The organism is Streptomyces sp. NBC_01214 (assembly GCF_026340975.1).
Lineage (GTDB): Bacteria > Actinomycetota > Actinomycetes > Streptomycetales > Streptomycetaceae > Streptomyces.
This window is the reverse complement of the sequence record NZ_JAPEOS010000001.1, coordinates 183,196-204,724: the sequence shown is the minus strand read 5'-3', so window position 1 is coordinate 204,724 and position 21,529 is coordinate 183,196. Positions and strand designations below refer to the sequence as shown.

General features: G+C 71.9%; 25 protein-coding genes and 1 pseudogene. 12 read left to right on the top strand and 14 right to left on the bottom strand.

Annotation, left to right across the window (positions count from 1 at the left end; genetic code table 11):
* Positions 1-105: 105 nt before the first annotated feature.
* The 3 genes from OG594_RS01055 to OG594_RS01045 all read left to right on the top strand — a co-directional run bounded on the left by OG594_RS01055 (position 106) and on the right by OG594_RS01045 (position 2,323).
* Positions 106-351: a hypothetical protein gene (locus tag OG594_RS01055; protein WP_266594629.1), complete on the top strand. Its 246-nt coding sequence runs from the start codon at positions 106-108 to the stop codon at positions 349-351.
* A 44-nt stretch (positions 352-395) separates the two neighbouring features.
* Complete coding sequence (locus OG594_RS01050; protein WP_266594628.1) at positions 396-1,766, top strand: FAD-binding oxidoreductase; 1,371 nt, start codon at positions 396-398, stop codon at positions 1,764-1,766.
* A 128-nt stretch (positions 1,767-1,894) separates the two neighbouring features.
* Positions 1,895-2,323: a hypothetical protein gene (locus tag OG594_RS01045; protein WP_266594627.1), complete on the top strand. Its 429-nt coding sequence runs from the start codon at positions 1,895-1,897 to the stop codon at positions 2,321-2,323.
* A gap of 70 nt (positions 2,324-2,393) precedes the next feature.
* Here OG594_RS01045 and OG594_RS01040 read toward each other — a convergent pair whose 3' ends face one another.
* Entirely contained in the window at positions 2,394-3,779 is a 1,386-nt protein-coding gene (locus OG594_RS01040; protein ID WP_266594626.1) for a chloride channel protein, read from the bottom strand.
* Positions 3,780-3,834: 55 nt separating this feature from the next.
* Entirely contained in the window at positions 3,835-4,383 is a 549-nt protein-coding gene (locus tag OG594_RS01035; RefSeq protein ID WP_266594625.1) for a potassium channel family protein, read from the bottom strand.
* A 113-nt stretch (positions 4,384-4,496) separates the two neighbouring features.
* Here OG594_RS01035 and OG594_RS01030 point away from each other — a divergent pair, with 113 nt between their 5' ends.
* From OG594_RS01030 to OG594_RS01020, 3 genes are all read left to right on the top strand, one after another.
* Positions 4,497-4,886, top strand: a complete 390-nt coding sequence (locus tag OG594_RS01030) for an SHOCT domain-containing protein (protein ID WP_266594624.1) — start codon at positions 4,497-4,499, stop codon at positions 4,884-4,886.
* A gap of 94 nt (positions 4,887-4,980) precedes the next feature.
* The gene (locus OG594_RS01025; RefSeq protein WP_266594623.1) at positions 4,981-5,466 is read left to right on the top strand and encodes a MarR family winged helix-turn-helix transcriptional regulator; all 486 of its coding nucleotides are present in this window, start codon (positions 4,981-4,983) and stop codon (positions 5,464-5,466) included.
* Positions 5,467-5,567: 101 nt separating this feature from the next.
* On the top strand, positions 5,568-7,073 hold the full coding sequence (locus tag OG594_RS01020) for an MFS transporter (protein WP_266594622.1): 1,506 nt from the start codon (positions 5,568-5,570) through the stop codon (positions 7,071-7,073).
* Here OG594_RS01020 and OG594_RS01015 read toward each other — a convergent pair.
* A complete protein-coding gene (locus OG594_RS01015; protein ID WP_266594621.1) occupies positions 7,036-7,464 on the bottom strand; it encodes a MarR family winged helix-turn-helix transcriptional regulator in 429 nt (142 codons plus the stop codon). The genes OG594_RS01020 and OG594_RS01015 overlap by 38 nt on opposite strands.
* Before the next feature lie 27 nt (positions 7,465-7,491).
* Positions 7,492-8,334 (bottom strand): NAD(P)H-binding protein, encoded by an 843-nt coding sequence (locus OG594_RS01010; protein ID WP_266594620.1) that lies wholly within the window; start codon positions 8,332-8,334, stop codon positions 7,492-7,494.
* 99 nt (positions 8,335-8,433) lie between these two features.
* Between OG594_RS01010 and OG594_RS01005 the strand changes: the two genes are divergently transcribed.
* A complete protein-coding gene (locus OG594_RS01005; RefSeq protein WP_266594619.1) occupies positions 8,434-8,904 on the top strand; it encodes a MarR family winged helix-turn-helix transcriptional regulator in 471 nt (156 codons plus the stop codon).
* A 108-nt stretch (positions 8,905-9,012) separates the two neighbouring features.
* Here OG594_RS01005 and OG594_RS01000 read toward each other — a convergent pair whose 3' ends face one another.
* Positions 9,013-10,860, bottom strand: coding sequence for a galactose oxidase early set domain-containing protein (locus OG594_RS01000; RefSeq protein ID WP_266594617.1), 1,848 nt, complete (start codon positions 10,858-10,860; stop codon positions 9,013-9,015).
* A gap of 449 nt (positions 10,861-11,309) precedes the next feature.
* Between OG594_RS01000 and OG594_RS00995 the strand changes: the two genes are divergently transcribed.
* The 3 genes and pseudogenes from OG594_RS00995 to OG594_RS00985 form a co-directional block, all read left to right on the top strand.
* Positions 11,310-11,720, top strand: coding sequence for a VOC family protein (locus OG594_RS00995; protein ID WP_030011646.1), 411 nt, complete (start codon positions 11,310-11,312; stop codon positions 11,718-11,720).
* A gap of 28 nt (positions 11,721-11,748) precedes the next feature.
* Positions 11,749-12,204 (top strand): helix-turn-helix transcriptional regulator, encoded by a 456-nt coding sequence (locus OG594_RS00990; protein ID WP_266594616.1) that lies wholly within the window; start codon positions 11,749-11,751, stop codon positions 12,202-12,204.
* Between the two features lie 121 nt (positions 12,205-12,325).
* Positions 12,326-12,412: pseudogene (locus OG594_RS00985) on the top strand (glyoxalase); the annotation flags it as partial.
* Between the two features lie 121 nt (positions 12,413-12,533).
* Here the strand turns inward: OG594_RS00985 and OG594_RS00980 are convergent.
* Both OG594_RS00980 and OG594_RS00975 read right to left on the bottom strand, forming a co-directional pair.
* Positions 12,534-13,796, bottom strand: coding sequence for a glycosyltransferase (locus tag OG594_RS00980; RefSeq protein WP_266594615.1), 1,263 nt, complete (start codon positions 13,794-13,796; stop codon positions 12,534-12,536).
* A 94-nt stretch (positions 13,797-13,890) separates the two neighbouring features.
* Positions 13,891-14,724, bottom strand: a complete 834-nt coding sequence (locus tag OG594_RS00975; protein WP_266594614.1) for an alpha/beta fold hydrolase — start codon at positions 14,722-14,724, stop codon at positions 13,891-13,893.
* Between the two features lie 48 nt (positions 14,725-14,772).
* Between OG594_RS00975 and OG594_RS00970 the strand changes: the two genes are divergently transcribed.
* Positions 14,773-15,372, top strand: coding sequence for a TetR/AcrR family transcriptional regulator (locus tag OG594_RS00970; RefSeq protein ID WP_266594613.1), 600 nt, complete (start codon positions 14,773-14,775; stop codon positions 15,370-15,372).
* A 36-nt stretch (positions 15,373-15,408) separates the two neighbouring features.
* Here OG594_RS00970 and OG594_RS00965 read toward each other — a convergent pair whose 3' ends face one another.
* The 3 genes from OG594_RS00965 to OG594_RS00955 all read right to left on the bottom strand — a co-directional run bounded on the left by OG594_RS00965 (position 15,409) and on the right by OG594_RS00955 (position 18,757).
* Positions 15,409-15,873 (bottom strand): DUF1772 domain-containing protein, encoded by a 465-nt coding sequence (locus OG594_RS00965; protein ID WP_266594612.1) that lies wholly within the window; start codon positions 15,871-15,873, stop codon positions 15,409-15,411.
* Positions 15,874-16,073: 200 nt separating this feature from the next.
* On the bottom strand, positions 16,074-17,051 hold the full coding sequence (locus OG594_RS00960) for a CAP domain-containing protein (protein ID WP_266594611.1): 978 nt from the start codon (positions 17,049-17,051) through the stop codon (positions 16,074-16,076).
* 113 nt (positions 17,052-17,164) lie between these two features.
* Complete coding sequence (locus OG594_RS00955) at positions 17,165-18,757, bottom strand: FAD-dependent oxidoreductase (protein WP_266594610.1); 1,593 nt, start codon at positions 18,755-18,757, stop codon at positions 17,165-17,167.
* A gap of 48 nt (positions 18,758-18,805) precedes the next feature.
* On the opposite strand from OG594_RS00955, the gene OG594_RS00950 reads away from it, so the two are divergent.
* Positions 18,806-19,477, top strand: a complete 672-nt coding sequence (locus tag OG594_RS00950; RefSeq protein WP_266594609.1) for a TetR/AcrR family transcriptional regulator — start codon at positions 18,806-18,808, stop codon at positions 19,475-19,477.
* A 34-nt stretch (positions 19,478-19,511) separates the two neighbouring features.
* Here the strand turns inward: OG594_RS00950 and OG594_RS00945 are convergent, their stop codons facing one another.
* The 4 genes from OG594_RS00945 to OG594_RS00930 all read right to left on the bottom strand — a co-directional run bounded on the left by OG594_RS00945 (position 19,512) and on the right by OG594_RS00930 (position 21,471).
* Complete coding sequence (locus OG594_RS00945) at positions 19,512-19,991, bottom strand: hypothetical protein (RefSeq protein ID WP_266594608.1); 480 nt, start codon at positions 19,989-19,991, stop codon at positions 19,512-19,514.
* On the bottom strand, positions 19,961-20,467 hold the full coding sequence (locus OG594_RS00940; RefSeq protein WP_266594607.1) for a hypothetical protein: 507 nt from the start codon (positions 20,465-20,467) through the stop codon (positions 19,961-19,963). Before OG594_RS00940 ends, OG594_RS00945 begins: the two co-directional genes overlap by 31 nt.
* Before the next feature lie 92 nt (positions 20,468-20,559).
* Complete coding sequence (locus OG594_RS00935; protein ID WP_030010943.1) at positions 20,560-20,826, bottom strand: metal-sensitive transcriptional regulator; 267 nt, start codon at positions 20,824-20,826, stop codon at positions 20,560-20,562.
* 66 nt (positions 20,827-20,892) lie between these two features.
* Positions 20,893-21,471 carry a rhodanese-like domain-containing protein gene (locus OG594_RS00930; RefSeq protein ID WP_266594606.1) on the bottom strand — a complete coding sequence of 193 codons (579 nt, stop codon included), beginning with the start codon at positions 21,469-21,471 and terminating at the stop codon, positions 20,893-20,895.
* Positions 21,472-21,529: the final 58 nt, after the last annotated feature.

Here is a 21,529-nt window from a genome sequence, read left to right as displayed (position 1 = left end):
TGGAGCCGCCTGTTCCCCGACCGGTGGCCCTGCGAGGAAGGACTGCCGCAGATGTTCGCGAGGCTGAGCACCTACCAGGGATCACCGGTCCCCGCGGAGGGAGACGTGAGCGCGAATTCGGAGGCGATTGTCAGGCAGGTCCAGGACGTTCCCGGATTCCGGGGCGTCTACTACCTCGTCGACCGGGCCACGGGCGTGGCCAAATCGCTGACCTTGTGGGACGACGAACGGACCATGATGGACAGCGAGGAGCAGGCCGCCCGGATCCGCGAGCAGACCGCGCAGCGGGAGGGCCAGCGGATCGTCTCGGTCGAACGCTTCGAGGTGGGCTTCAGCCACCTGCAGCCGTAGTACGAAGCAGCGTGGAACGACGTGATGCACGAGGAGCGATGGCCATGGGCAAGCTCTCGATCGACCAGTTGCGAGAACGGGTACGCGGGGCGGTCGTCACCCCGGACGACGAGTCCTACGACGAGGCGCGCAAGGTCCACAACGCCATGATCGACCGGAAGCCGGCGGCCGTCGTGCACTGTGCGAACGCGGGGGACGTCATGGCGGCGGTCGACTTCGCCCGCGAGAACGGGCTCGACCTCGCGGTGCGCGGCGGCGGGCACAGCGTGCCCGGTTTCGGCACCTGCGACCGCGGCGTGGTGGCCGACCTGTCCGGGATGCGCGGCGTCCGCGTCGACGCCGCGGGGCGCACGGCCCGCGCGGAGGGCGGGGCGACGTGGGGCGACTTCAACGCGGCCACGTACGCCTTCGGGCTGGCCACGACCGGCGGGATCATCTCCACCACCGGCATCGGCGGCCTCACCCTGGGCGGCGGCATCGGCTATCTGGCCCGCGGACTGGGTCTGAGCTGCGACAACCTGATCTCGGCCGATGTGGTGACCGCGGACGGCCGGCTCGTGGTGGCGAGCGAGGAGGAGAACGCCGACCTCTTCTGGGCGCTGCGCGGCGGTGGCGGCAACTTCGGCGCGGTGACCTCGTTCGAGTTCCGGCTGAGCCCCGTCAAGGACATCTACGGCGGACCGATGCTCTTCGAGTTGGAGGACGCTCCCACCGTGCTGCGCTCCTTCGCCGACCACATCGCCGACGCGCCGGAGCAACTCGGCGGCTTCCCGGCCTTCCAGATAGCCCCGCCGCTCCCGTTCATTCCGGAGGACCGGCACGGTGACACCTTCGCGCTGATCGTGGCGTGCTGGTCCGGGCCGCTCGACGAGGGAGAGCGTGCCGTCCAGGCCTTCCGGGACTTCGCACCGGTGGTCGCCGAGCACGTGGGCCCGATGCCCTACCCGGCGCTCAACAGCGCCTTCGACGCGCTCGTACCGCCCGGCCTCCAGCACTACTGGAAGGCCAACTTCGTGACCGAGCTGAGCGACGACATGATCGACGCGCACGTGCGGCACGCACCGGGCCTGCCCGCCGTGAACTCGACGGTGCACATCTACCCGATCAACGGCGCCTGCCACCGCGTCGCACCGGACGCGACGGCCTTCGCCTACCGGGACGCCTCGTTCGCCACGGTGATCGCCGGCATGTGGCCCGACCCCGCCATCAACGAGTCCGCGACCGCCTGGGTGCGCGACTACTACGAGGCGACCGCCCCGCACTCCGAGGAGGGCGGCTACATCAACTTCATGGCCGACGACGACCAGGACCGGATCCGGGCCAACTACAAGGGCAATTACGACCGGCTGGTCGCGGTCAAGCGCGCCTACGACCCGGAGAACCTGTTCCACCTGAACCAGAACATCCGGCCCTAGGCCGGTCCTGGGCCGGCCCAGGACCGCGCGGAGCGGTGCGGATGCGGAGTCATCCCTCATCTGCATATTTTTGCCGGGTGTACCGGAAAGTCCGGTACACCCGGTTCGTCAGATTGAGGAAGGCCCCCATGAAGCGTTTCCCGGTGATCGGTGTGCTCTGCGTCGGCGCGGTTCTCGGTCTCTCGGCGTGCTCCGACGACAGCAGCTCGCCCGCGGAGGAGGCCACCCAGGCCGCGGCGGACCTCTGCACCGACCTGAATGCCCTGAAGGCCGACAACGCCAAGCTGAAGGCCCTGGACCCCGCCAACGCGACCAAGGACCAGGTCAAGGACGCCTACGAGGCCGTCCAGAAGGACTGGGCGAACGTCAAGGAGAACGCGACCCAACTGAAGGACGCGGAGCGCGCCGCGGTCCAGTCCGCCGCCGAGAACCTCAAGAAGAGCTACCAGGACCTGCCCGGCGACACGACCGGCAAGGACGCGCGCACCCAGTTGCAGCCGCAGATCGAGCAGCTGGACCAGGCCGCCGCGGCCGCCTCCACCGGCCTGCGCTGCTGACCGCTCGGCCGACCGCACGGGGAGGACCCCGCCCGGCATTCCGGGCGGGGTCCTCCCCGTCTGCGACCGGCTACGTCGCGGCGGGCTCGGCGGGTGCGGCGTGCTTCGCGGGTACGGCGGGCAGCTCGGGGATCGGGGGCCCTACGGGCAGCAGCTCGGTGACCACGAAGGCGACCACGGACGCGATGATCACGACCGGGATCATCGCGGTGCCGCCGAGCATCAGGACCACCATCACCACGCTGCTCACCGGCAGCCGCAGCGCGCTGGCGGCGGTCGCCGCCATGCCCGCTCCCATCGCGGGCACGATGCCGAGACCGGGCAGCGGTCCGAGCAGGACGCCCGCCACGGCGCCCAGGCACAGGGCCGGGAAGATCGGGCCGCCGCGCAGGCTGCCGAGGCAGATGGCGTAGCCGGCGCCCTTGAAGAGGAGTACGCCGATCAGCGCACCCACGCCCCAGGAGTGCGGGTCGGCGGCCAGCCTGCCGATCATCGCCTGGCCCGACCCGGTGATGTCGGCGGGCGTGAGGCCGGTGATGAGCGCGTAGAGGCTGGCGCAGGCCGCGGCGCCCAGCGCGCACTGGACGGTCCGCAGGAGGGGGCGTTCGAGGACGTACGCGGCGATCACGCGGGCGCCGGTCAGCACCGGGTGCAGGGCGAGGGCCAGGGCCGCGGCGATGAGCACCGCCCAGAGCACGTCCGGCACGTCCAGGTGGGGCACGGGTACGCCCAGTTCGAGCTTCAGGCTCCCGATCGGCAGTCCGGTCCAGCGTCCGAGGCCCGTGAAGACCAGGTCCCCGACCCCGGCGGACAGCAGGGACGGCAGCATCACCGTGAACAGCTGCGGCCCGCCCACGCCCGCCACCTCGATCAGCAGCACCGCGGCGATCAGCGGATTCCCGAAGATCGTGGAGATGGCCGCCGCGGCTCCCGCCGCGCCCACGAGCGCGGTGCCCTGCGGGGTCACCGGTGCCTGCGCGAGGTTGCGGAAGAGCAGGGCCAACCCGCCGCCGAGGGCGATCAGCGGGGCCTCCGGACCCAGTACCGCGCCGAGCGGCAGACTCGCGACGGCCGCGATGATGACGCCGGGCAGGGCGCCGGCCGAGGCCCCGCCGGTGTGCAGGCCGGCCGCGGGGAGGTGACCGCCGTTGCCGCGCATGTGCGGGACGACCAGGCCGACCACGACACCGGCGACGAGCAGCAGGGGCAGCGGCCACCACCAGGGCGGGGCGTCCCAGCCCAGGGCCTCGGGGAGGTCCGTCCACATCGCGTGTTCCATCTTGTGCAGCGCGGCGAGGAACCAGAACGACGCGAGGGACACCGGGATGCTGATGAGGGCGCAGAAGAACAGCAGCTTGAGGTAACCGGGGCTGCGGAGGGTCTGCCTCAGGACGTCGGCCTCCTGCGGCTGCGTTCCGCCGGGGGGCGGCTGCGATCGAGGGCGCGACTGCGGCATGGCTCACTTCCTTTCCGCTTCCTCGATGGTCCACCTCGGGGGCGCACTTCGCCGCTCAGGGCTCGTCGTCCACCTCGGGGGTCTGCGAACTGCGCCTGGTCATGCCGATTTTGACCGCGCCGACGAGTGCTTTGGCGATCACCCCGATGAGGATCAGGTCGGCGACCATCTGCGAGGTGACCAGTACCCGGCTGCCCTGGTCGGTGGGGACGATGTCCCCGAATCCCACGGTGGCGAACGTGGTGATCGTGAAGTAGAGGGAGTCCGTGCGGGTCAGCGGCTCCGAGAACGAGGCGGGGTCCTGCGTCGCGAGCAGGTAGTACGTCGCGGAGAACAGCAACAGGAACAGCGGTACGCCGGTGGCCATCGCCTCCAGGGCGCGCATCCGGGGGAACCGCGCATGGGAGACGGCGCTGATCTGCCAGGCCGTCAGCAGCCCGAACACCACCAGGCCGAGTGCAAGCGTCAGGATGGTGCTGGGGCCGAACCCGCCCTCCAGGGGCGCCACGTAGTAGAGCGCCGTGAGGAGGGCGACCGAGAGCACCGAGCGCAGGAGGTGGCCCAGCAGGACGCGTCGGCGCTGGTCGGCTGCGTTGCGTTCCATGCCTTCAGGAGAACGGCCCGGAGCCCGGCGCGCGACCGGAGCCGGTCCTCCGCATGCGGAGGACCGGGGTCGCCTGTATGAATGAAGGACCACGTGCATGATCGGAGTCGAGCATGGACGACTACCCGCTTCTCAACTTCTTCTGGACGATGCTGTGGTTCTTCGTGTGGGTCATGTGGTTCTTCCTCCTCTTCAAGGTCATCACGGACATCTTCCGTGACCACACCCTTGGCGGCTGGGGGAAGGCGGGCTGGCTCATCCTCGTGCTGGTGCTGCCGTTCATCGGCATCTTCGTGTACCTGATCGCCCGCGGGCGCAGCATGCACGAACGGGACCGCAAGCAGGCCGAAGAGCAGCAGGCGGCCTTCCGCGCGTACGTGCAGCAGTCGGCCGGGGCCGGATCGGGCTCGGCGGACGAGCTGCACAAACTCTCCGCCCTCAAGGACAAGGGCGACATCACCCAGGAGGAATTCGACCGGGCCAAGGCCAAGATCCTGGCCTGAGCGGCCACAGCGGTCCGGTGGTCCAGTGGTCGAGTGGGCGGGTGGTCCGGTTGCCGATAATCCGCGACGGATCGATTCTCGTTACCCTGGCGACATGACGGCCATGGCACCCACGCGCACCGAACCGGACCTGTCCTTCCTCCTGGACCACACCAGTCACGTGCTGCGCACGCAGATGAGTGCGCGGCTCGGCGAGATCGGACTCACCCCGCGGATGCACTGCGTACTCGTCCACGCCCTGGAGGAGGAGCGCACCCAGGCGCAGCTCGCCGAGATCGGCGACATGGACAAGACCACGATGGTGGTGACCGTCGACGCGCTGGAGAAGGCCGGTCTCGCCGAGCGCCGGCCCTCCAGCACCGACCGGCGGGCCCGGGTCATCGCGGTGACCGAGGAGGGGACGAAGGTCGCGAAGGAGAGCCAGAAGATCGTCGACCAGGTCCACGAGGGCGCGCTCGGCGCCCTGCCCGAGGACGAGCGCGAGGTGCTGCTCCGGGCGTTGAACCGGCTGGTCACCGGGCATCTGGAGACTCCCGTCGAAGGTCCGCGGCCGGCCCGGCGGGCACGGCAGAAGGGGTAGTCGGGAGAGATTGCCCCAGCGTTGGATCCGTAAAAGATAGTCTGCAACAAAACTATCTGTTACGGTCTCTCCTGCTGCCTCCAACGACAGGAGAGACCGCCGTGCCCGCCACCGCAACCGCCCCCTCCCCTTCCGCTCCCCCCTCCCCTTCCGCTCCCCCCTCGCGTTCGCGCCGGCTCGCCCTCGGCGTGTTGGCCACCGGAATGCTGATGACGGTCCTCGACGGCAGCATCGTCACGGTCGCGATGCCGGCCATCCAGGGCGACCTCGGCTTCACCCCGGTCGGGCTGAGCTGGGTCGTCAACGCCTATCTCATCGCCTTCGGTTCGCTGCTCCTGATTGCCGGCCGCCTCGGCGACCTGATCGGCCGCAAGCGGATGTTCCTGGCGGGCACCGCGGTGTTCACCGCCGCCTCGCTGCTGGCCGGGTTCGCCACCTCGCCCGAGGCCTTGATCGCGGCCCGCTTCCTCCAGGGCGCCGGCAGCGCCATGGCCTCCGCCGTCAGCCTCGGCATCCTCGTCACCCTCTTCACGGAGCCGCGCGAACGGGCCGGCGCCATCGGGGTGTTCAGCTTCACCGGCGCGGCCGGTGCCTCGATCGGGCAGGTCCTCGGTGGTGTCCTCACCGACGGGTTGACCTGGAACTGGATCTTCTTCATCAACCTGCCCATCGGCCTCGCGGTGCTCCTCGTCGCCCTCCCGGCCCTGCCCGGCGACCGGGGTCTGGGCCTGCGGGCGGGCGCGGACGCCCTCGGCGCGCTGCTCGTCACCTCCGGTCTGATGCTCGGGATCTACACGGTCGTCAAGATCGAGACGTACGGGGCGACTTCGGCCCGCACCGTCGGGTCCGGCGCCCTCGCGCTCGCCCTGCTCGCCGGCTTCCTCGTCCGCCAGGCCACGGCCCGCAACCCGCTCGTGCCGCTGCGCGTCTTCCGCTCGCGCAGCGTCCTCGGCGCCAACCTGGTCCAGATGCTGATGGTCGCCGCGCTGTTCTCCTTCCAGATCCTCGTCGCGCTCTACATGCAGAACGTGCTCGGGTACTCCGCGTCCGAGACCGGTCTCGCGATGCTGCCGGCCGCCGCCGTGATCGGACTGGTCTCGCTCACCGTCTCGGCCCGCCTGAACTCCCGCTTCGGCGAGCGCACGGTCCTGCTGGCCGGTCTGGTCCTCCTGGTCGGCGTACTCGGCCTGCTGACGCGCGTACCCGGTGAGGCCGAGCGGGCGGACTACCTCACCGACCTGCTCCCGGTGATGCTCCTGGCCGCCGGATTCGGCCTCGCCCTCCCCGCGCTGACCTCGCTGGGCATGTCCGGTGCGAAGGAGGCCGACGCGGGCCTGGCCTCCGGGCTCTTCAACACCACCCAGCAGATCGGCATGGCGCTGGGCATCGCGGTCCTCTCCACCCTGGCCGCCTCCCGTACCGAATCCCTCACCGCGGCGGGTGCTCCCGCCCCGGAGGCGCTGACCGGCGGCTACCACCTGGCCTTCGGGGTCGGCGCGGCGCTGCTCCTGGTCGCTCTGGGCATCGCCGGCACCGTCCTGCGCGGCCCGGCGGGTTCCCCGCGGGCGGTCACGGCCGAGCCGCAGACCCGTCCCGCGGCCCGGTGAGGTTGCGGGTCATGCGCTCCAGGACGGTGACGGCGGTGACGTACTCCTCGCGCGTGATCCCCGCCGTCGACCGTTCGCGGAAGGCGTCCACGCGACGGGCCACCTCGGCGAGGCGGGCGCGGCCGTCGTCGGTCAGGGCGAGGCCCTCCGGCCGCGGGCGGGTCACCCAGCCGCCGGCGAGCACCGAGGCGACGGCCGAGTCCAGCGCCGCGGTGTCGGCGTTCGCGGCCAGGGCGGTCAGGACGGCGGAGTCGGTGGCCCGCGGATCGTCCTTGACGGCATTGAGGACCTGCCAGCCGAGCCGGGTGAGGCCGAAGTCGGCCAGCGCCGCGTCCATGGACGCGGTGAGGGCCTGGTCCGTGCGGTTGAGCCAGTAGCCGATGGGCTTCATGTCCTGCTCCTTCGGAGGGGAGTCGGATCAGTGGCCGGTGAAGGCGTCCGCGTTCTCGCGGGTCCACTGCCGGTAGGTGCGGGCGGGTACGCCGAGCAGGGTCTCGGTGGTCTCGCCGATGGCGGCGGGGCCGTGGTCGGCGGCCTCCCACAGGTCGAGCAGCGAGGACACCATCGGGGCCGGCAGGTGCCGGCCCATCTGCTCCTCCGCCTCGGCACGGGTGATGCGCTCGACCGGGATCGCCCGGTCGAGGGTCTCCGAGAGGACGGCGAGCTGCTCGCGGAAGGACAGCGACTCGGAGCCGGTCAGGGTGAGCGCCCGGCCGGTGAGGGAGTCCCCGGTCAGGGCCAGGGCGGCGATGTCGGCGATGTCCTCGGGGTGGATGGGCGCGATCTGCGCGTCCGGGTAGGCGAGCTGGACCGGCATCGACCGGCCGACGGGCCAGGCCCAGCCCAGCGCGTTGCTGGCGAAGGCGTCGGGGCGCAAGAACGTGCAGGTCAGGCCGGAGTCGGCGAGGGCGCGCTCGACCTTCAGGCTGTGGCTCGCGAGCGGATCGTCCTCGGCGTCCGGGGCGAGCACCGAGGACGAGGAGAGCAGGACGACGTGCTCGACCCCGGCGGCCTCGGCGGCCTTGATCAGGTCGTGGATGCCGGCGGGCTCCGGGTAGAGGAAGACCTGGCGGACGCCGCGGAGCGCGGCGGCGAAGGTATCGGGCCGGTCCAGGACGAGCTCGGCGGTCTCGACGCCGGCCGGGACGGTCAGTTCGGCGGGGCGGGCGCTGGCGGCCCGGACGGGGAGACCGGCGGAGTGCAGGCGGTCGATGACGGCCCGGCCGACCTTGCCGCGGGCGCCGGTGATGAGGACGGTCACGAGAGCTCCATTCGTTCGTAAAGACATATGCATGCTTGCATGCACACGTTTTCGCGTCAACACATGTTTGCGCGAGCTCACGTATGTACGATGAGGGGCATGACCAAGCACGAGCCGGCGACCGACGAGGAACTGCTGGACGCCGTGGGCCCGGCGTTCGGGAAGCTGCGGCGCTCCTCGCTCCTGGAGGTCGAGAACCCGATCTCGCAGAAGGACCTCAGCCGCACCCTGGTCCTCAACATCGTCCTGGAGGCCGAACAGGGCGACGGCCGCGAGATCACCGTCGGCGCCGTGGCCGAGTACCTGGCCGTCGACCCCTCGGTGGCCAGCCGCATGGTGTCCGACAGCATCTCGGCCGGCTACCTCGTCCGCGCCGCCTCCCAGCAGGACGGCCGCCGCACGATCCTCCACCTCAGCCCCGGGGGACGGGACATGATGGACCGCTTCCGGCGGCACCAGCGCGCGGCCTTCGAGTACGTGACGGCCGACTGGAGCGAGCGCGACCGCCTCGACTTCGCCCGCCTCATGCTGAAGTACGTCGACTCCCAGAACGCGCTGCGCCAGCGCTGACGACCGCCGGACCACCGCCGGACCACCGCCGGAGCCCCGCGGGCGGCGACACCACAGCCCCGGGCGGACGGCCCGGGGCTGTGTCGGTGGGGCGTCAGCCCCGGTGGGTTACTGGAAGGAGACCCACTTGGCCGCGCTCGGCACTCCGTTCTCGTCCAGCAGGAAGAGCATGTAGTAGCCGGGCGGGACGTCATTGGCCGAGGGCGGTGCCTGGAGGCGCAGGCTGTTCCCCTGGCGCTTGACGATGCCCAGTTCCAGGTGGCGCTGGCTGGTGTTGAGCGAGTGCGTCGCCGTGGTCGGGGCCAGCAGGACCGCCTTCTTGACCTGGTCGGGCGTGGAGGTTCCCACGGTGAAGGCGGTGTCGTACCGCAGCGGTCCGTCGGGGGCGCGGTCGAGGGACGGGCGGCTGCCCTGGTGGAGGTAGGCCGGCTCGAAGATCTCGATGCTGCCGTTCATGTCGTCGTCGATCTTCGGGTCGTTGGCGAGCTGTTGCAGCTCGTCACCGGTGACCATGACCCGGCCGTCCGGGAGGACGACGGCGTTGGAGTGGTAACCGCGCGGCAGCCGCTGCGCCGGGCCCAGCTTCCATTCGCCCAGCGCGTTGCGGGTCTCGATCTGCCGGTACTTCAGATCGGACTTGGGGTTGTAGTCGCCGTTGCCGTAGTCCCGGATGCCGTAGGCGCCGTTGACGGTCAGCAGGCTCGCGTCCGGGAGCAGCAGGGTGTCGTCCTGGGTCCGGCCGAAGGCACGGGGCTGCTGCTTCTCCCAGTCGCCGCCGCTCGTGAGCCGGTAGGTGTTGGGGTCGTCGCGGTCGCCGCCGAGGACCAGTACGGAGTCCGGGCCGCGCAGTCCGGCGGGCAGCGGCACGGCGGAGCCGTAGCCGCGGTGGACGCCGTCGGGGCGCGCGGGCAGGTCCGTACGGGTCTCCGCGACCGGGTCGAAGGCCCACTGCTTGGTGGCGTGCCGGCCCAGGCCGTAGACCTTGCCGTCGCGCAGGGTGAACAGGTGCGGGTAGTCGCTGTCGGCACCGAAGGGCGCGTCCACGCGCAGGGTGTCCGTCGGGACGTCCTTCGGGATCAGCGTCTTCTCGAAGGGGACGGGGTGGCTCTTGGCGGGGAAGCGCTCGATCACGGAGGTGGACGTGCCCCAGCCCTGATCGGTGTGGCCGGACATGATCAGCAGGCGGCCGTCGGGGGCGGCGGCCACCGAGGGGTACCAGCGGCCGACCTCCATGTCCTTGTTCACGGACCAGCTCTCGGTCCACGGGTCGAAGACCAGCGACAGCTTGGCGCCGGCGCCACCGCCGTAGCCGAGGTTGCCGCCGAAGACGCCGACCATGCCGTTGGGCAGGAAGGCGTGTCCGGCGCAGAAGAAGGGCGCCGGGCGCTTCTCGTTCGTGCCGTCCGGCACGACCAGCTCGGGCGGGGTGACCTTCTTGAAGGCGGCCGCTCCGGTGCCGCGGCGCGGGTCCCACAGGAAGGCGCGGCCGGCGTTGGCCTTGCCGAGGGTGTTGGTCGGTGCGGGCTCCTCGGTCGGGTCGGTCTCCATGCGCTCGAAGGAGAAGAGCAGCACCTTGCCGGTCGGGAGCATGGCGATGTGGGCGGCGAAGTCCGGGGACTGGAAGTACTCGGCGAACTGACCGAACGCCTTGGGGTGGAAGCGGGCGTTCACGTCCGCCTGGGACCGGGTCAGTGAGTTCAGGCTGTCGATCCGGGCGAGCTGGGAGTATCCGCCCAGCTTGAGGATCTGCTCGCGGACCTTCGTATGCTCCTGGGCGTGTTCGGCGCCTAGGGCCGCTTTCTCCTCGGGGCGGGCCGAACCGTCGTGCGCGGCTGCCGGGACGGCGGTGACCAGGGCGGCGGTGGCAGCGAGCACGGCGATCGCGGCCCGGTGGGCAGCGCGGCGGGCGGCTCGGGGAGCTGATCGTCGCGCGGATCGGCGCTTGATACGTGACATGTGACTCCTCACCAGGGGTGCTGGAGCGGCGGGTGCCCGTGCGGGGGCACAGGGCGCCTACGACGCCTACGCACACAGACCTATGCCGATGCGTCGGGCGCCGCACACCGGGAAGATCGTCCGAGCTTCCGGCCGCCCGGGTGAAGGCACCGCCCTGAGCTGCGCCGACGGCGGTCCGAAGGCCCACCCGCCGGTCCCCCGCCCGGCCGCAACCCGTGGTGATCACGGACACCGGTCGGCCCCCTCGGCGAACCGGTTCGCCGCAGCCCCGGCGCGGCCGGTGCCCGCCCGCTCCTGCGGGCCGCGACCGAGGCCCGCGGGAGGGGCCCGGAGGAGGGCCCGGAGGAGAGGCCAGAAGGCGGGGTCAGAAGGCGGGGTCAGAAGGCGGGGTCCGGATCGGTCAGGATTCGAGAAGCTCCCTTGGTCCGGGCGCAGTTACCGTGACGGACATGGACATCAGCATTCACATGAGCACCCTTCCGCAGGACGACCCGGACGCCGCCGTGGCCTTCTACCGAGACGTCCTCGGCTTCGAGGTCCGCAGCGACGTCGGCCAGGGCAAGATGCGCTGGATCACGGTCGGCCCCGCCGACCAGCCCGGTACGTCCATCCTCCTCGCCCCGCCGGCCGTCGACCCCGGTGTCACCGAGGCGGAGCGCCGCACCATCGCCGAGATGATGGCCAAGGGCACCTACGGCTGGATCCTCCTCGCCACCAAGAACCTCGACAGCACCTTCGAGAAGATCCAGGCGGGCGACGCCGAGGTCGTCCAGGAGCCGACCGAGCAGCCGTACGGCGTCCGCGACTGTGCCTTCCGTGACCCCGCGGGCAACCTGATCCGGATCCAAGAACTCCGCTGAGCGGGTACGTCGACGAAGGGGGTCCACCATGTGTCGTCCCGCGTGGAGACAGGCGCTGATCGAGGCGTCGCACCTGAAGGACCTGGCGCGGCTGCGCCGCGTCCGGGACCGGATCGACCGGGAGCACGCCCGCCCGCTGGACGTCGAGGAGCTCGCCCGCGGCGCGGACATGGCGGCCGGGCACCTCGGCCGCCAGTTCCGGCTCGCGTACGGCGCTTCCCCGTACGCCTACCTGACGGCGCGCCGCATCCAGCGCGCGACGGCCCTGCTGCGCGGCGGCGACCTCAGCATCACCGAGGTCCGCCGCGCGGTGGGCTGCCCGACGCCGGGCATCTTCACCACCCGCTTCACCGAGCTGGTCGGCACGGCGCCCGACGCGTATCCGCGCGCCGCGCGACGGTCGGCCGGTTCGGCCGAACCGGCCGAACCGGCCGAACCGGTCAGGATGCGAGAAGCGTCCGCCCCGGTTCCAGAACCAGCGTGATGTCCACGGCCCCCATCGAAACCCTCACCCTTGAGGCGGCCGACACCACGGCCGCCCACCGACGACCGGCCTCAGCGGGTTCGCGCCCTCGCTGCCCGTCCCCCGGCCGGCCGACGTGGACGCCACCGGGCGGATCGACGACGTCGTGCTCCTGCTGGGGGTCGCCGACGCGTCCGCGAGCAAGCGGTTCTACGTCGACCACGGCCTTCAAGGTGGCGCTGTACGGGCGCCGCGCCCTGGCCAGCTCATCAAGAAGGCCGTCGGCTGACCCGCCCGGCCCCCGGCCCCCGGCCCCCGGCCCGGTGTGCCGGGTTCGCCGTGGGCGGGTCTCACGCGGACACGGGCGGCGCCTCCCGGTCGACATCGGTGGCGACGGTGTCGAGCAGCAGCTCGGCGGCCACCGCCGCCCCGTCCGTGCGCACGAGGTCGGCCACGGCCTTCGCGTGCGCCCGGGTCTTCGGGTCCAGGGCGGTGCCGAGCGCGGCCGACAGGGACGGGGCGGTCGGCTCCGGTCCGGCGTGCGCCGCGCCGATGCCCAGTGCGGCCACGCGGCCGGCCCAGTACGGCTGGTCCGCCATCTGCGGTATCACCACCTGCGGCGTTCCGGCCCGGGCGGCCGTGGTCGTGGTGCCCGCGCCGCCGTGGTGCACGACGGCCGCCACCCGCGGGAACAGCGCGCAGTGGTCGGCCTCGCCGACGCGGAAGCAGTCGTCCTCGTTGTCGATCGGGGCCAGTTCGGCCCAGCCGCCGGACAGGAGCACGCGGTGGCCCTGCGCGCGGACGGCCTCGACGGCCACCCGCGCGACGTGCTCCGCGTCCCGCACGGGCATGCTGCCGAAGCCCACGTACACCGGCGGCGTGCCGGCGCCCAGGAAGGCCTCCAGGTCGTCCGGGAGCGGGAGTCCGCCGGTACGGAACCACGCGCCGGTCTGTACGACGCCGAGTTCGGCGGGCTCCTGCCAGGGCCCGAGGGTCGGGTCCGCCGCCAGCCACGGGCGATCGGTGAGGACGTAGTCGCGGAAGTGGTCCACGGGCGGCAGGCTGACCGTCGCCCGGTGGGCGTTGAGCCCGGTGCCGAACAGCACGTTCAGGTTCTCGGCGTCCAGGTCCCACAGCGCCCGGTTGTCGGTCACCTCCGGCGGGAAGGGCCGCCCCATCGGGGCGAACGGCGGGTGGTGCGGGGACGGCAGGTAGCTCGGGAAGTACGCCACGAACACGTAGGGGACGCCCAGCTTCTCGGCCACCGACCGCGCACCGGACGCGGCCGGGAACAAGCCGGTGGCCACCACCGCGTCACAGCCCTCGGCCGCCGCCGCGGCGACCGCCTCGTAGGTCGTGGCGACCATCCGGGCCGCACGCTCCGCCAGCCCCTCCGGGGGCTGCGGCGCCGTCCCGGTCACCGTGCCCCTCACCATCTCGCGCACCGACGGGCCGATCGGCGTCAGCGGCACCCCGGCACCCTCGACCAGCCCGGCGAAGTCGGGCGGCGCGCACATCCGCACCTCGATCCCCGACTCCCGCAACTGTTCGGCGAGCGCGAGCATCGGCTCGATGTCCCCGCGCGACCCGTACGCCACCAGTAACACACGCATTCGGCAACTCCTCGTTCGATGTGTGGAGTTGATTCTGGCCCCCGTGCCCCCTGCGACGGACGGCGGACGGCGGACGGCGGTCGCGGCCCGGGCCTCAGGCGGTCTCCCGGATGAAACGGCGCAACTCCGCACAGAGGGCGCCGGGATTGTCCAGCTGGACGAGCGTGCCCGCCTCGGGGATCTCCACGTACCGCCCCTGCGGCAGCAGCTCGGCGAGTCGACGGCCCGTGGCGGGCGGCATCATGCGGTCCTCGGCCCCCCAGGCGACCAACGCGGGCCGGTCGAAGCCCGCGAGCTTGTGCGCGGCCTCGAGGTAGGTGTCCTTCCGGGTGCTGCGGCAGAACTTGGCGAGGTCCCGACGGATCTCACGCCGGCTGAGCAGGGGCCGGTACCAGCGCCGGACCAGCGCGTACGGGATCGGCCGCCGCGCCATCCCGCCCAGCGAGCTCCCCATCCGTACGAGGAAGGGGACGCGGAAGGACTGCAGCAGCAGGAACAGGCCGCCCGGGACGCGGGAGGCCGCGTGCAGGGTCCGGCCCTGGATGCCCGGCGGGTAGTTGTCCAGGGCCTCGCACGAGGTGAGCACCAGGCGGCCGATGCGTTCGTCGCGCACGCCCACCAGGAGCTGGGCCGTGCCCGCGTCGTTCTGGACCAGGGTGACGTCGCGCAGGTCGAGGCGTTCCAGGAACTCGGCCAGGAGCGCGGCGACCCCGTGCGCCGAAAGGTCCGCGTCCGGCCGCATCGGCCTGCGGTGGCTGCCGATCGGCAGTACGGGCACCACCACCCTTAGATCGGGCCGTAGTTCCCGCACCACCTGGTCCCAGACCGACTCGTCGAAGCCGAGCCCGTGGACGAGCACCACGACCTCACCGTCGCCGCCCGTATCCGTGAAGTCGATGACGCCTGCGCTCAGTTCGATTTCGGGCAAGGTGCTACCTCCGACTAGATAGACCGATCTAGTGAGAGACTAGCGAGTGTGAGAACCACGGGCGACACCAGAGCGCGCATCGTCACCGCCGCGACCGAACTGTTCCGGCTCCAGGGCTACGCGGCCAGCGGTATGAAGCAGATCGTCGCGGCGGCCGACGCGCCGTACGGCTCGGCCTACCACTTCTTCCCCGGGGGCAAGGCGCAGTTGGGCGAGGAGGTGATCCGTACGTCGGGAGCGGCCTACCGGGAACTGATCGTCGACCTCTTCTCGCCGATCTCCCCGACGCAGGACGCGGACCCGGCCACCGTCACCCGCGACGCGTTCACGGCTGCGGCGCAGACCTTGCACGAGCTCGACTTCACCGACCCGTGCCCCATCGCCACGATCGCGCTGGAAGTGGCCGGCACCCATGAAGGGCTGCGGCTGGCCACCGCCGAGGTCTTCGCCGGCTGGACGGACGCCCTCGCCGCCTTCTACCGCGCCGGCGGTATCGCCGAGCCCGCCGCGCACGAGACCGCGAGCTCGGTGATCGCCCTGCTGGAGGGTGCGTTCATGCTCGGCCGCGCCGCGCGGAGCACCGATCCCGTACTGGCCGCGTCCCGGGCCGCGGCGGCCATCGTCCGCGCGGCGCAGTCCGAGTCGTAGGGCGCGGTCGGGGCGCCCGGGCCCCTGCGGGTGGGGTCAGTCGCCGGCCGGGGCCCTCAGGGCGGAGAAGATCAGGAGCGCGAACGCGACCACGGCGGCGGCGGTGCGGATGTCGTTGAAGATCTCCCAGTGCCGCAGGACCTCCGTGTGGTCGACCGGGGCCGAGCCGTGCGCCCATTCCTTGATCCGGCTGTTGATCGGGACGTTGCCGAACCGGGTGACCAGGAGGGACGTGAGGGCCAGCAGGCCGGCCCCGCCCGCGAGCAGCCGCGTACGGCCGCGCGTCACGGCGGTGAGGGCCAGCGAGCTGACGATCGACACGCCCATCGCCGCCTGCATGGTGATGCCGTTCATCTTCATCAGTTCGGTGTGGAACGACAGCCGTATGTCGAGCGGTACCGCGTTGAAGGTGGGTACGAGGTTGGCCGCCCCGTAACCGAACGCGCCGGCGAGGAGTCCGGTGGAGAGGAGGGCCAGGCCCAGTAGAAGGCGTGTGCGCATGTTCGTCGGCTCCTGTACGTCGGTGCTCACGGCGGGCGGGCGGCAGCAGTTCGGCCGACGACCGCGACGGGCGCCGGCATGCCCCCGTGCACAAGGGTCCGGGCTGCCCCGTACCAAGTCCAACAAGGAGTCCTTCTCGCAGGGAGAAGGGCCGGCCATCCGTCACTTCCGCATCGACAGGACCGGGCCGCGCACGCGCGTCACTTGCCGTCGGAGAAGTTGTGCACGCCCCACCAGCCCGAGGAGTCGTGGTGGAGGCCGACGCCGACCTCGGTGAAGTCCGGGTTCACCTGCGCCTTGTAGTGCCCGGAGCTGTGGCGCCACATCGACTGGAACTTCTCGGCGGCTTCCTGGGCGGTCATCGAAGCATCGCCGAACCAGACGATGTTCTCGCCGGTCCAGGTGCGCGAGCCCGTCTTCAGGTAGGCGCGGTCCGCCGACGAGGAGTGGGCGAACCCGTTCTTGCTCATGTGCTCGGCCCACTTGCGGGCGAAGCCGCTGAGGTCCTGCTTGAGCGCGAGCGGGGGCCGGCCGACGGCGGCCCGTTCGTTGTTGAGCAGTTGCAGGGACAGCGACTGGGCCGTGGCGACGTCCTGCGTCGAGGTGCGGGCGCCGGGCACCTTGGGGTCCGGTCCCGTCGGACCGCTGCCCGAGGTACTGCGGGTCGGCGGCGCGGTGGGCTTGGCGGTGCGCTCCGTGGCCGTCGCTCCGGAGCGCTGCTCCGCGTCCTTCGGCTGCGCGGCGGAGGCGGATGCGGAGGCGGATGCGGGTGCCGATGCGGGTGCGGACGCGGCGGCGCTCGGGCCCGCCGTACCGTCGGCCGCCGAGGGGCCGGCGCCGGCGGCCGGATCTGCCGAGGCGGTCGGCGGACCGTCCACCGCGTCCGGCCGGCCGGCGAGGGCGGAGGGGGAGCCCGTTGCCGCAGTGCGTTCCGGGGCCCCGCCGGATATGAGGGCGTAGCCGCTCCCGACCCCGGCCAGCAGGACTACGGCGGCCGCCGCCATCAGGGGAGTCCGGCGACGGCCCTTGCGGTGGCCACCGGCCGCCCTGCCCGCGGCGCGCGCCCGCCCGCGCCGGCCCGACCCGGAACCAGCACCGACCACGTTCACGTTCACGTCCACGTCCGCCCCTGCGTTCGCGTCCGCGCCGTACGTGAACTCATCGTCGTGATACCGCATCGCATCTCCTCGAAGGTGACGGCCCAACTGGCCTGACACTGAAGGAGACCCGTGAGGGACACGGGGATAACACCTTTCTCACGGGAACGTGCGGCCGGGGCTGCGCCGGGTTCTCATCCGCCGCATCGGCCCGGGCCGAACCACCGCGACAGCGCGTCGGCGACCCCGTCCCCGGCGCCTGCTGCCCAGGCGACGATTCCGTCGGGGCGTACGAGCAGCCCGGCCGGCTCCGGTCCGCCCGGGCAGGCGGCGGTGACGACCCGCACGTACTCGCCGTACCCCTCCGCGTGCGCCCTGAGCCCCGCGTCGTCGGCGAGATCGAGCAGGAGCGCCCGCCCGTCGTGAAGCAGGTCCGCGAGGCGCGTCCCGTCGGTGAACGCGAGATCCGGTGCGCTGCGGCCGACCAGTGGATGGCTGCCGGGAAGGTCGTACCGGTGCGAAACGCCGGAGATCTTCTTGGCGAAATACGTGGTGCCCGCGATCGACCCGGTCAGCTCGGCGACGACGCTGCGCAGCGCCCGGGCCTGTGGATCCGGCCGCATCAACGCGACTTGTGCCCTGGTCCATTCGAGCACCGATGCCCCGATCGGGTGTCGTTCGGCCGTGTACGAGTCCAGCAGCCCGTCCGGTGCCCGGCCGCGTACGACCGCGGCCAGTTTCCAGCCGAGGTTCATCGCGTCCCCGATCCCGAGGTTCAGTCCCTGGCCGCCGAACGGCGAGTGGACGTGCGCGGCGTCGCCCGCCAGGAGGATCCGGCCCGCACGGTAGTCGGCCGCCTGGCGCGCGTGGTCGGTGAAGCGGGTGGCGGTGCGCACCCCGGTGATCGTGACCTCGGCCCCGGAGACACGTCGCAGACTCGCCTGCAACTGCTCCGCGGTGACCGGCGCTTCACGGTCGGCCGGCGGCCCGTCGAACTCGACGGTGAGGATGCGGCCGGGCATCGGCCCGTGCACGTACATCCCGGTGTCCGTGTGGTTCCAGCCGGGTCGAAGGGCTTCGGACCCGGTCATCTCGACGAGCGCTTGGTGACCGGTGATCTGCGGATCCGTACCGGGGAAGGCGAAACCGGCGAGTTTGCGCACCGTGCTGCGGCCGCCGTCGCAGCCCACGAGCCAGTGCGCGCGTATCACCTTGCCGGATCCGTCGCAGGATCCGTCGCCGGATCCGCGGGCCACCCGGGCCACGCGGACCTCGATTCCGCCGTCGACCGCGTGGAATCCCGTCAGCTCGGTGCCGCTGCGCACCTCGGCGCCGAGCACGCGGGCGCGATCGGTGAGGAGCCGCTCGATCTCCTGCTGCGGTACGAGGCTGATGTCCTGGGCGGGACCGGCGTTCACGAAGTCCGGGTCGGCCGCGTCCAGCAGCTCCCCGCGCAGCATGATCCCGGCGAAGTGCCCGGCGAACTTGGCCGGTGCGCGGGCAGGTTGTCCGCTTCCCCGGGCCCCTTCCTGTTCGCGTACGAACGCCCGGAACCGCTCGACGGAGCGCAGCTGGACCTCGGCCAGTGCGGGCAGCATGCCGCGCCGGTAGAAAGCCTCGGCGGTCGGTGTGTTGATCGACCCTGCCTTGATGGTCCGGTCCACTTCGGTGCGCCGCTCGACCACCACAACGCGCGCGCCACCGAGCCGGAGCTCGCAGGCAAGCATCAGTCCGACCGGGCCGCCCCCGGCCACCACTACGTCAAAGTCCGAGTTCATGGAGTCCATGGAGTTCACTGTAGTCACTAAAGTTTTAGAGTCGCTATAGTGTTGCCTGTGACCGAGGAAACTGAGAGGCGCGGCTCCGGAGAGCGCGTGGCCGACCCGGCGTTGACCTTGCGGGAGCGCAAGAAGCGCGAGACCCGGCAGCGGATCTCCGACGAGGCGACGATGCTGTTCGCGGCGCGCGGCTTCGACCGGGTGACCGTGGCGGAGGTCGCCCAGGCCGCTCACGTCTCCACGATGACGGTCTTCAACCACTTCCCCCGCAAGGAAGACCTCTTCCTGGACCGGATCCCCGAAGCCGTCGAGCTCTTCACGGCTGCGGTACGCGGCCGCCCGGCCGGCGAGTCCCCGTCCGCGGCTCTGCGCGCCCTGCTGCTCCAACTCCTGGACCAGGGCCATCCGCTGGCGGCGGTGAGCGACAACTTCCCGTACTTCTGGCGCATCGTGCTGGACTCGCCAGCCCTGCGGGCGCGGGCGCGCGAGGGCGTCGAGGAGGTGGAGCAGGCGCTGGGGGACGTGATGGCAGAGACCGCCCCCGGGGGCGACGGCCCCGGCGTCCGCCTCGCGGCAGCACTGACCGTCGCCGCGTACCGGGCCGTCTACGTCGCCACGGCCCGACGCCTGCTGGCGGGCGAGCGCGCGGCCGAGGTGGCCGAGGACCACCGATCGCGTGTGAACGGCGCGTTCGACGCCCTGGAGCGCGCGCTTCCCGGGGTCTGCTGACGCAGGCGTCGGCCGAAGGGTCGGCCGGTCCTGCCTACGGCTTCTCGGCGGCCCGGCGGAGCAGGGCGACCGGCTGGTCGATCCACGTCGACCTGGTCTTCATCCCGTACGGCTCCTGCTCGTCCTCGCTGAGCACTTCCCGGCTGTCCGGGTCGCGGGCGATGTGGACCTGCATGTAGGGGACGGTCTCGCCGGGCGCGAAGAGCTTTCCCGCACGCCATTTCGGCATCACCCACCACATGGCGGCCCAGTCGGGGGCCTGCGGCATGTTCATGACCGCGCTGCTGCGGTAGATCCTCGACCGGTAGCGGAAGAAATCGTCGCCCAGCTCGTCCCGCCACCTCGCCAGCCCGGTGCCCTTCTCCCGGAAGGCGCTCGGCCACATCGTGGCCGACCACTGCGTTCCGACGACGAAGATGCTGATGGACCCCTCGTTGCGGAACGTGGGGTGGGCCGGTACGTACAGGCTGGTGCGGGCGGCGTTCAGGGTCGGTTTCCCGAAGGCGGGACGCACTGCCCCGCGTACCGGGTGACCCGCTTGCCCCAGTGGTCGAGGACGGCGGCTGCCGTGACCGCCTCCACCAGCGCGGCGAGCAGGAACACCACCCCCATGACCCGACCGCCGAAGGTGAGTGCTCCGAGGGTGTCCGTCAGCCCCATCCGGAAGAGCACGGCGCCGGACACCAGGAGCCCGATCATCATGAGGCAGGCCTGGGCGCGCCTGCGCCAGGGGCGGTCGGGCCACAGGTCCGGGTCGGCACGCCAGCGCACCTGTCCGGGATGGCCGAGGTCGATGTCCGCGGGCACCCCCGCCCGCCGCAACACGCGGCGGAGGTCCCGGGGCGACCACGCCCGACCTGCGCTCCTGCCTGCGACGCTGGCCTCGTGCAACCCCCGGTGGTCGGGTGCGTGCACGATGACCTGCGGCCCGCCGGACGCCATGGCACCAGGATCGGCGTGCCGCGAGAGGGCCGCAGCCGGCACGGGCATGCGGGTGACTCCCGGTCCCGCGGCATCCGGGGTGATCGGGCGACGGCCGCGGCCCGGCCCCTCGGAGGGGCCGGGCCGTTTGGGTGTGCCGGTCAGGCGAGGGCGAGGAAGAGCTTTTCGAGTTCTTCTTCGGTCATGGGGGCCTGGTTCTCGTCGGCGTTGGTCATGCACTGGCGCATGCCACTGGCCACGATCTTGAAGCCCGCGCGGTCCAGGGCCTTGGAGACGGCGGCGAGCTGGGTGACGACGTCCTTGCAGTCGCGGCCGGCTTCGATCATGGCGATGACGCCCGCGAGCTGCCCCTGGGCGCGGCGCAGGCGGTTGAGGACTGCGTTGACTGCGTCGTCGTCGACTTTCACCGGGTGCCTCCTGGCCTTGTGTGCTCTCCCCCGATGGTACCCCAGGGGGTATCCGGTCGGTGGGTGTCAGTGGCTGCGGAGGGTGGCGAGGGCGGCTTCGAGGGCGCCCGGGCAGGGGCGGTTGTGGGGGAGCTTGGCGAGGAGGGCCGCCATGCCGCAGGTGTTGGTGAGGGCCGAGTAGACCAGGCCGCCGGCGATGCCCGCGGAGGCGAGGCGGAAGGCGGGGCGCAGGCGGCCGAGGGCGAGGCCGGTCAGGACGACGGCGCCGGCGGTGAAGCGGACCTGGCGTTCCATGTTCCAGGCGGTGGGCCGGTCCGCTTCGGGGTGGAGGGCGAGTCCGCCGTCGGTCCAGGCTCCGGTGCCTCCGGTGAGGGTGCTGGCGGTGATGCCGTTGTCGGCGAGGGTCGTGCGGGCGTTCTCGGCGCGGGTGCCGGAGGCGCAGACGACGAGGATGTCGCCGCGGGCGGCGGCCTCGCGAAGGTCGGGCAGGGCGCGGGTGAGCTGGTCGAGGGGGATGTTGAGGGCGCCGGGGAGGTGGCCGGTGGCGTATTCGCCGGGGGTGCGGACGTCCAGGACGATCAGGTCGTGCAGGCGGCTGTGGGCCTGGTGGGCGTCGAGGGCGTCGAGGGCGTGGGGGTGGGCCATGGCGCTGTGTTCCGTTCTTGTCGGAAGGGGACCCGCTCTCTGATGCCCCCGGGGGTAT

Coding starts and splice junctions, on each gene's coding strand:
- OG594_RS01000 (WP_266594617.1), bottom strand. CDS start 10,860: ATGTCACGTATCAAGCGCCGATCCGCGCGACGATCAGCTCCCCGAGCC.
- OG594_RS00960 (WP_266594611.1), bottom strand. CDS start 17,051: ATGCGGTATCACGACGATGAGTTCACGTACGGCGCGGACGCGAACGCA.
- OG594_RS01025 (WP_266594623.1), top strand. CDS start 4,981: ATGACGGCCATGGCACCCACGCGCACCGAACCGGACCTGTCCTTCCTC.
- OG594_RS01030 (WP_266594624.1), top strand. CDS start 4,497: ATGGACGACTACCCGCTTCTCAACTTCTTCTGGACGATGCTGTGGTTC.
- OG594_RS00990 (WP_266594616.1), top strand. CDS start 11,749: ATGTGTCGTCCCGCGTGGAGACAGGCGCTGATCGAGGCGTCGCACCTG.
- OG594_RS01005 (WP_266594619.1), top strand. CDS start 8,434: ATGACCAAGCACGAGCCGGCGACCGACGAGGAACTGCTGGACGCCGTG.
- OG594_RS01015 (WP_266594621.1), bottom strand. CDS start 7,464: ATGAAGCCCATCGGCTACTGGCTCAACCGCACGGACCAGGCCCTCACC.
- OG594_RS00940 (WP_266594607.1), bottom strand. CDS start 20,467: ATGCCCGTGCCGGCTGCGGCCCTCTCGCGGCACGCCGATCCTGGTGCC.
- OG594_RS01040 (WP_266594626.1), bottom strand. CDS start 3,779: ATGCCGCAGTCGCGCCCTCGATCGCAGCCGCCCCCCGGCGGAACGCAG.
- OG594_RS01045 (WP_266594627.1), top strand. CDS start 1,895: ATGAAGCGTTTCCCGGTGATCGGTGTGCTCTGCGTCGGCGCGGTTCTC.
- OG594_RS00965 (WP_266594612.1), bottom strand. CDS start 15,873: ATGCGCACACGCCTTCTACTGGGCCTGGCCCTCCTCTCCACCGGACTC.
- OG594_RS01035 (WP_266594625.1), bottom strand. CDS start 4,383: ATGGAACGCAACGCAGCCGACCAGCGCCGACGCGTCCTGCTGGGCCAC.
- OG594_RS00980 (WP_266594615.1), bottom strand. CDS start 13,796: ATGCGTGTGTTACTGGTGGCGTACGGGTCGCGCGGGGACATCGAGCCG.
- OG594_RS00955 (WP_266594610.1), bottom strand. CDS start 18,757: ATGGACTCCATGAACTCGGACTTTGACGTAGTGGTGGCCGGGGGCGGC.
- OG594_RS00995 (WP_030011646.1), top strand. CDS start 11,310: ATGGACATCAGCATTCACATGAGCACCCTTCCGCAGGACGACCCGGAC.
- OG594_RS00930 (WP_266594606.1), bottom strand. CDS start 21,471: ATGGCCCACCCCCACGCCCTCGACGCCCTCGACGCCCACCAGGCCCAC.
- OG594_RS01050 (WP_266594628.1), top strand. CDS start 396: ATGGGCAAGCTCTCGATCGACCAGTTGCGAGAACGGGTACGCGGGGCG.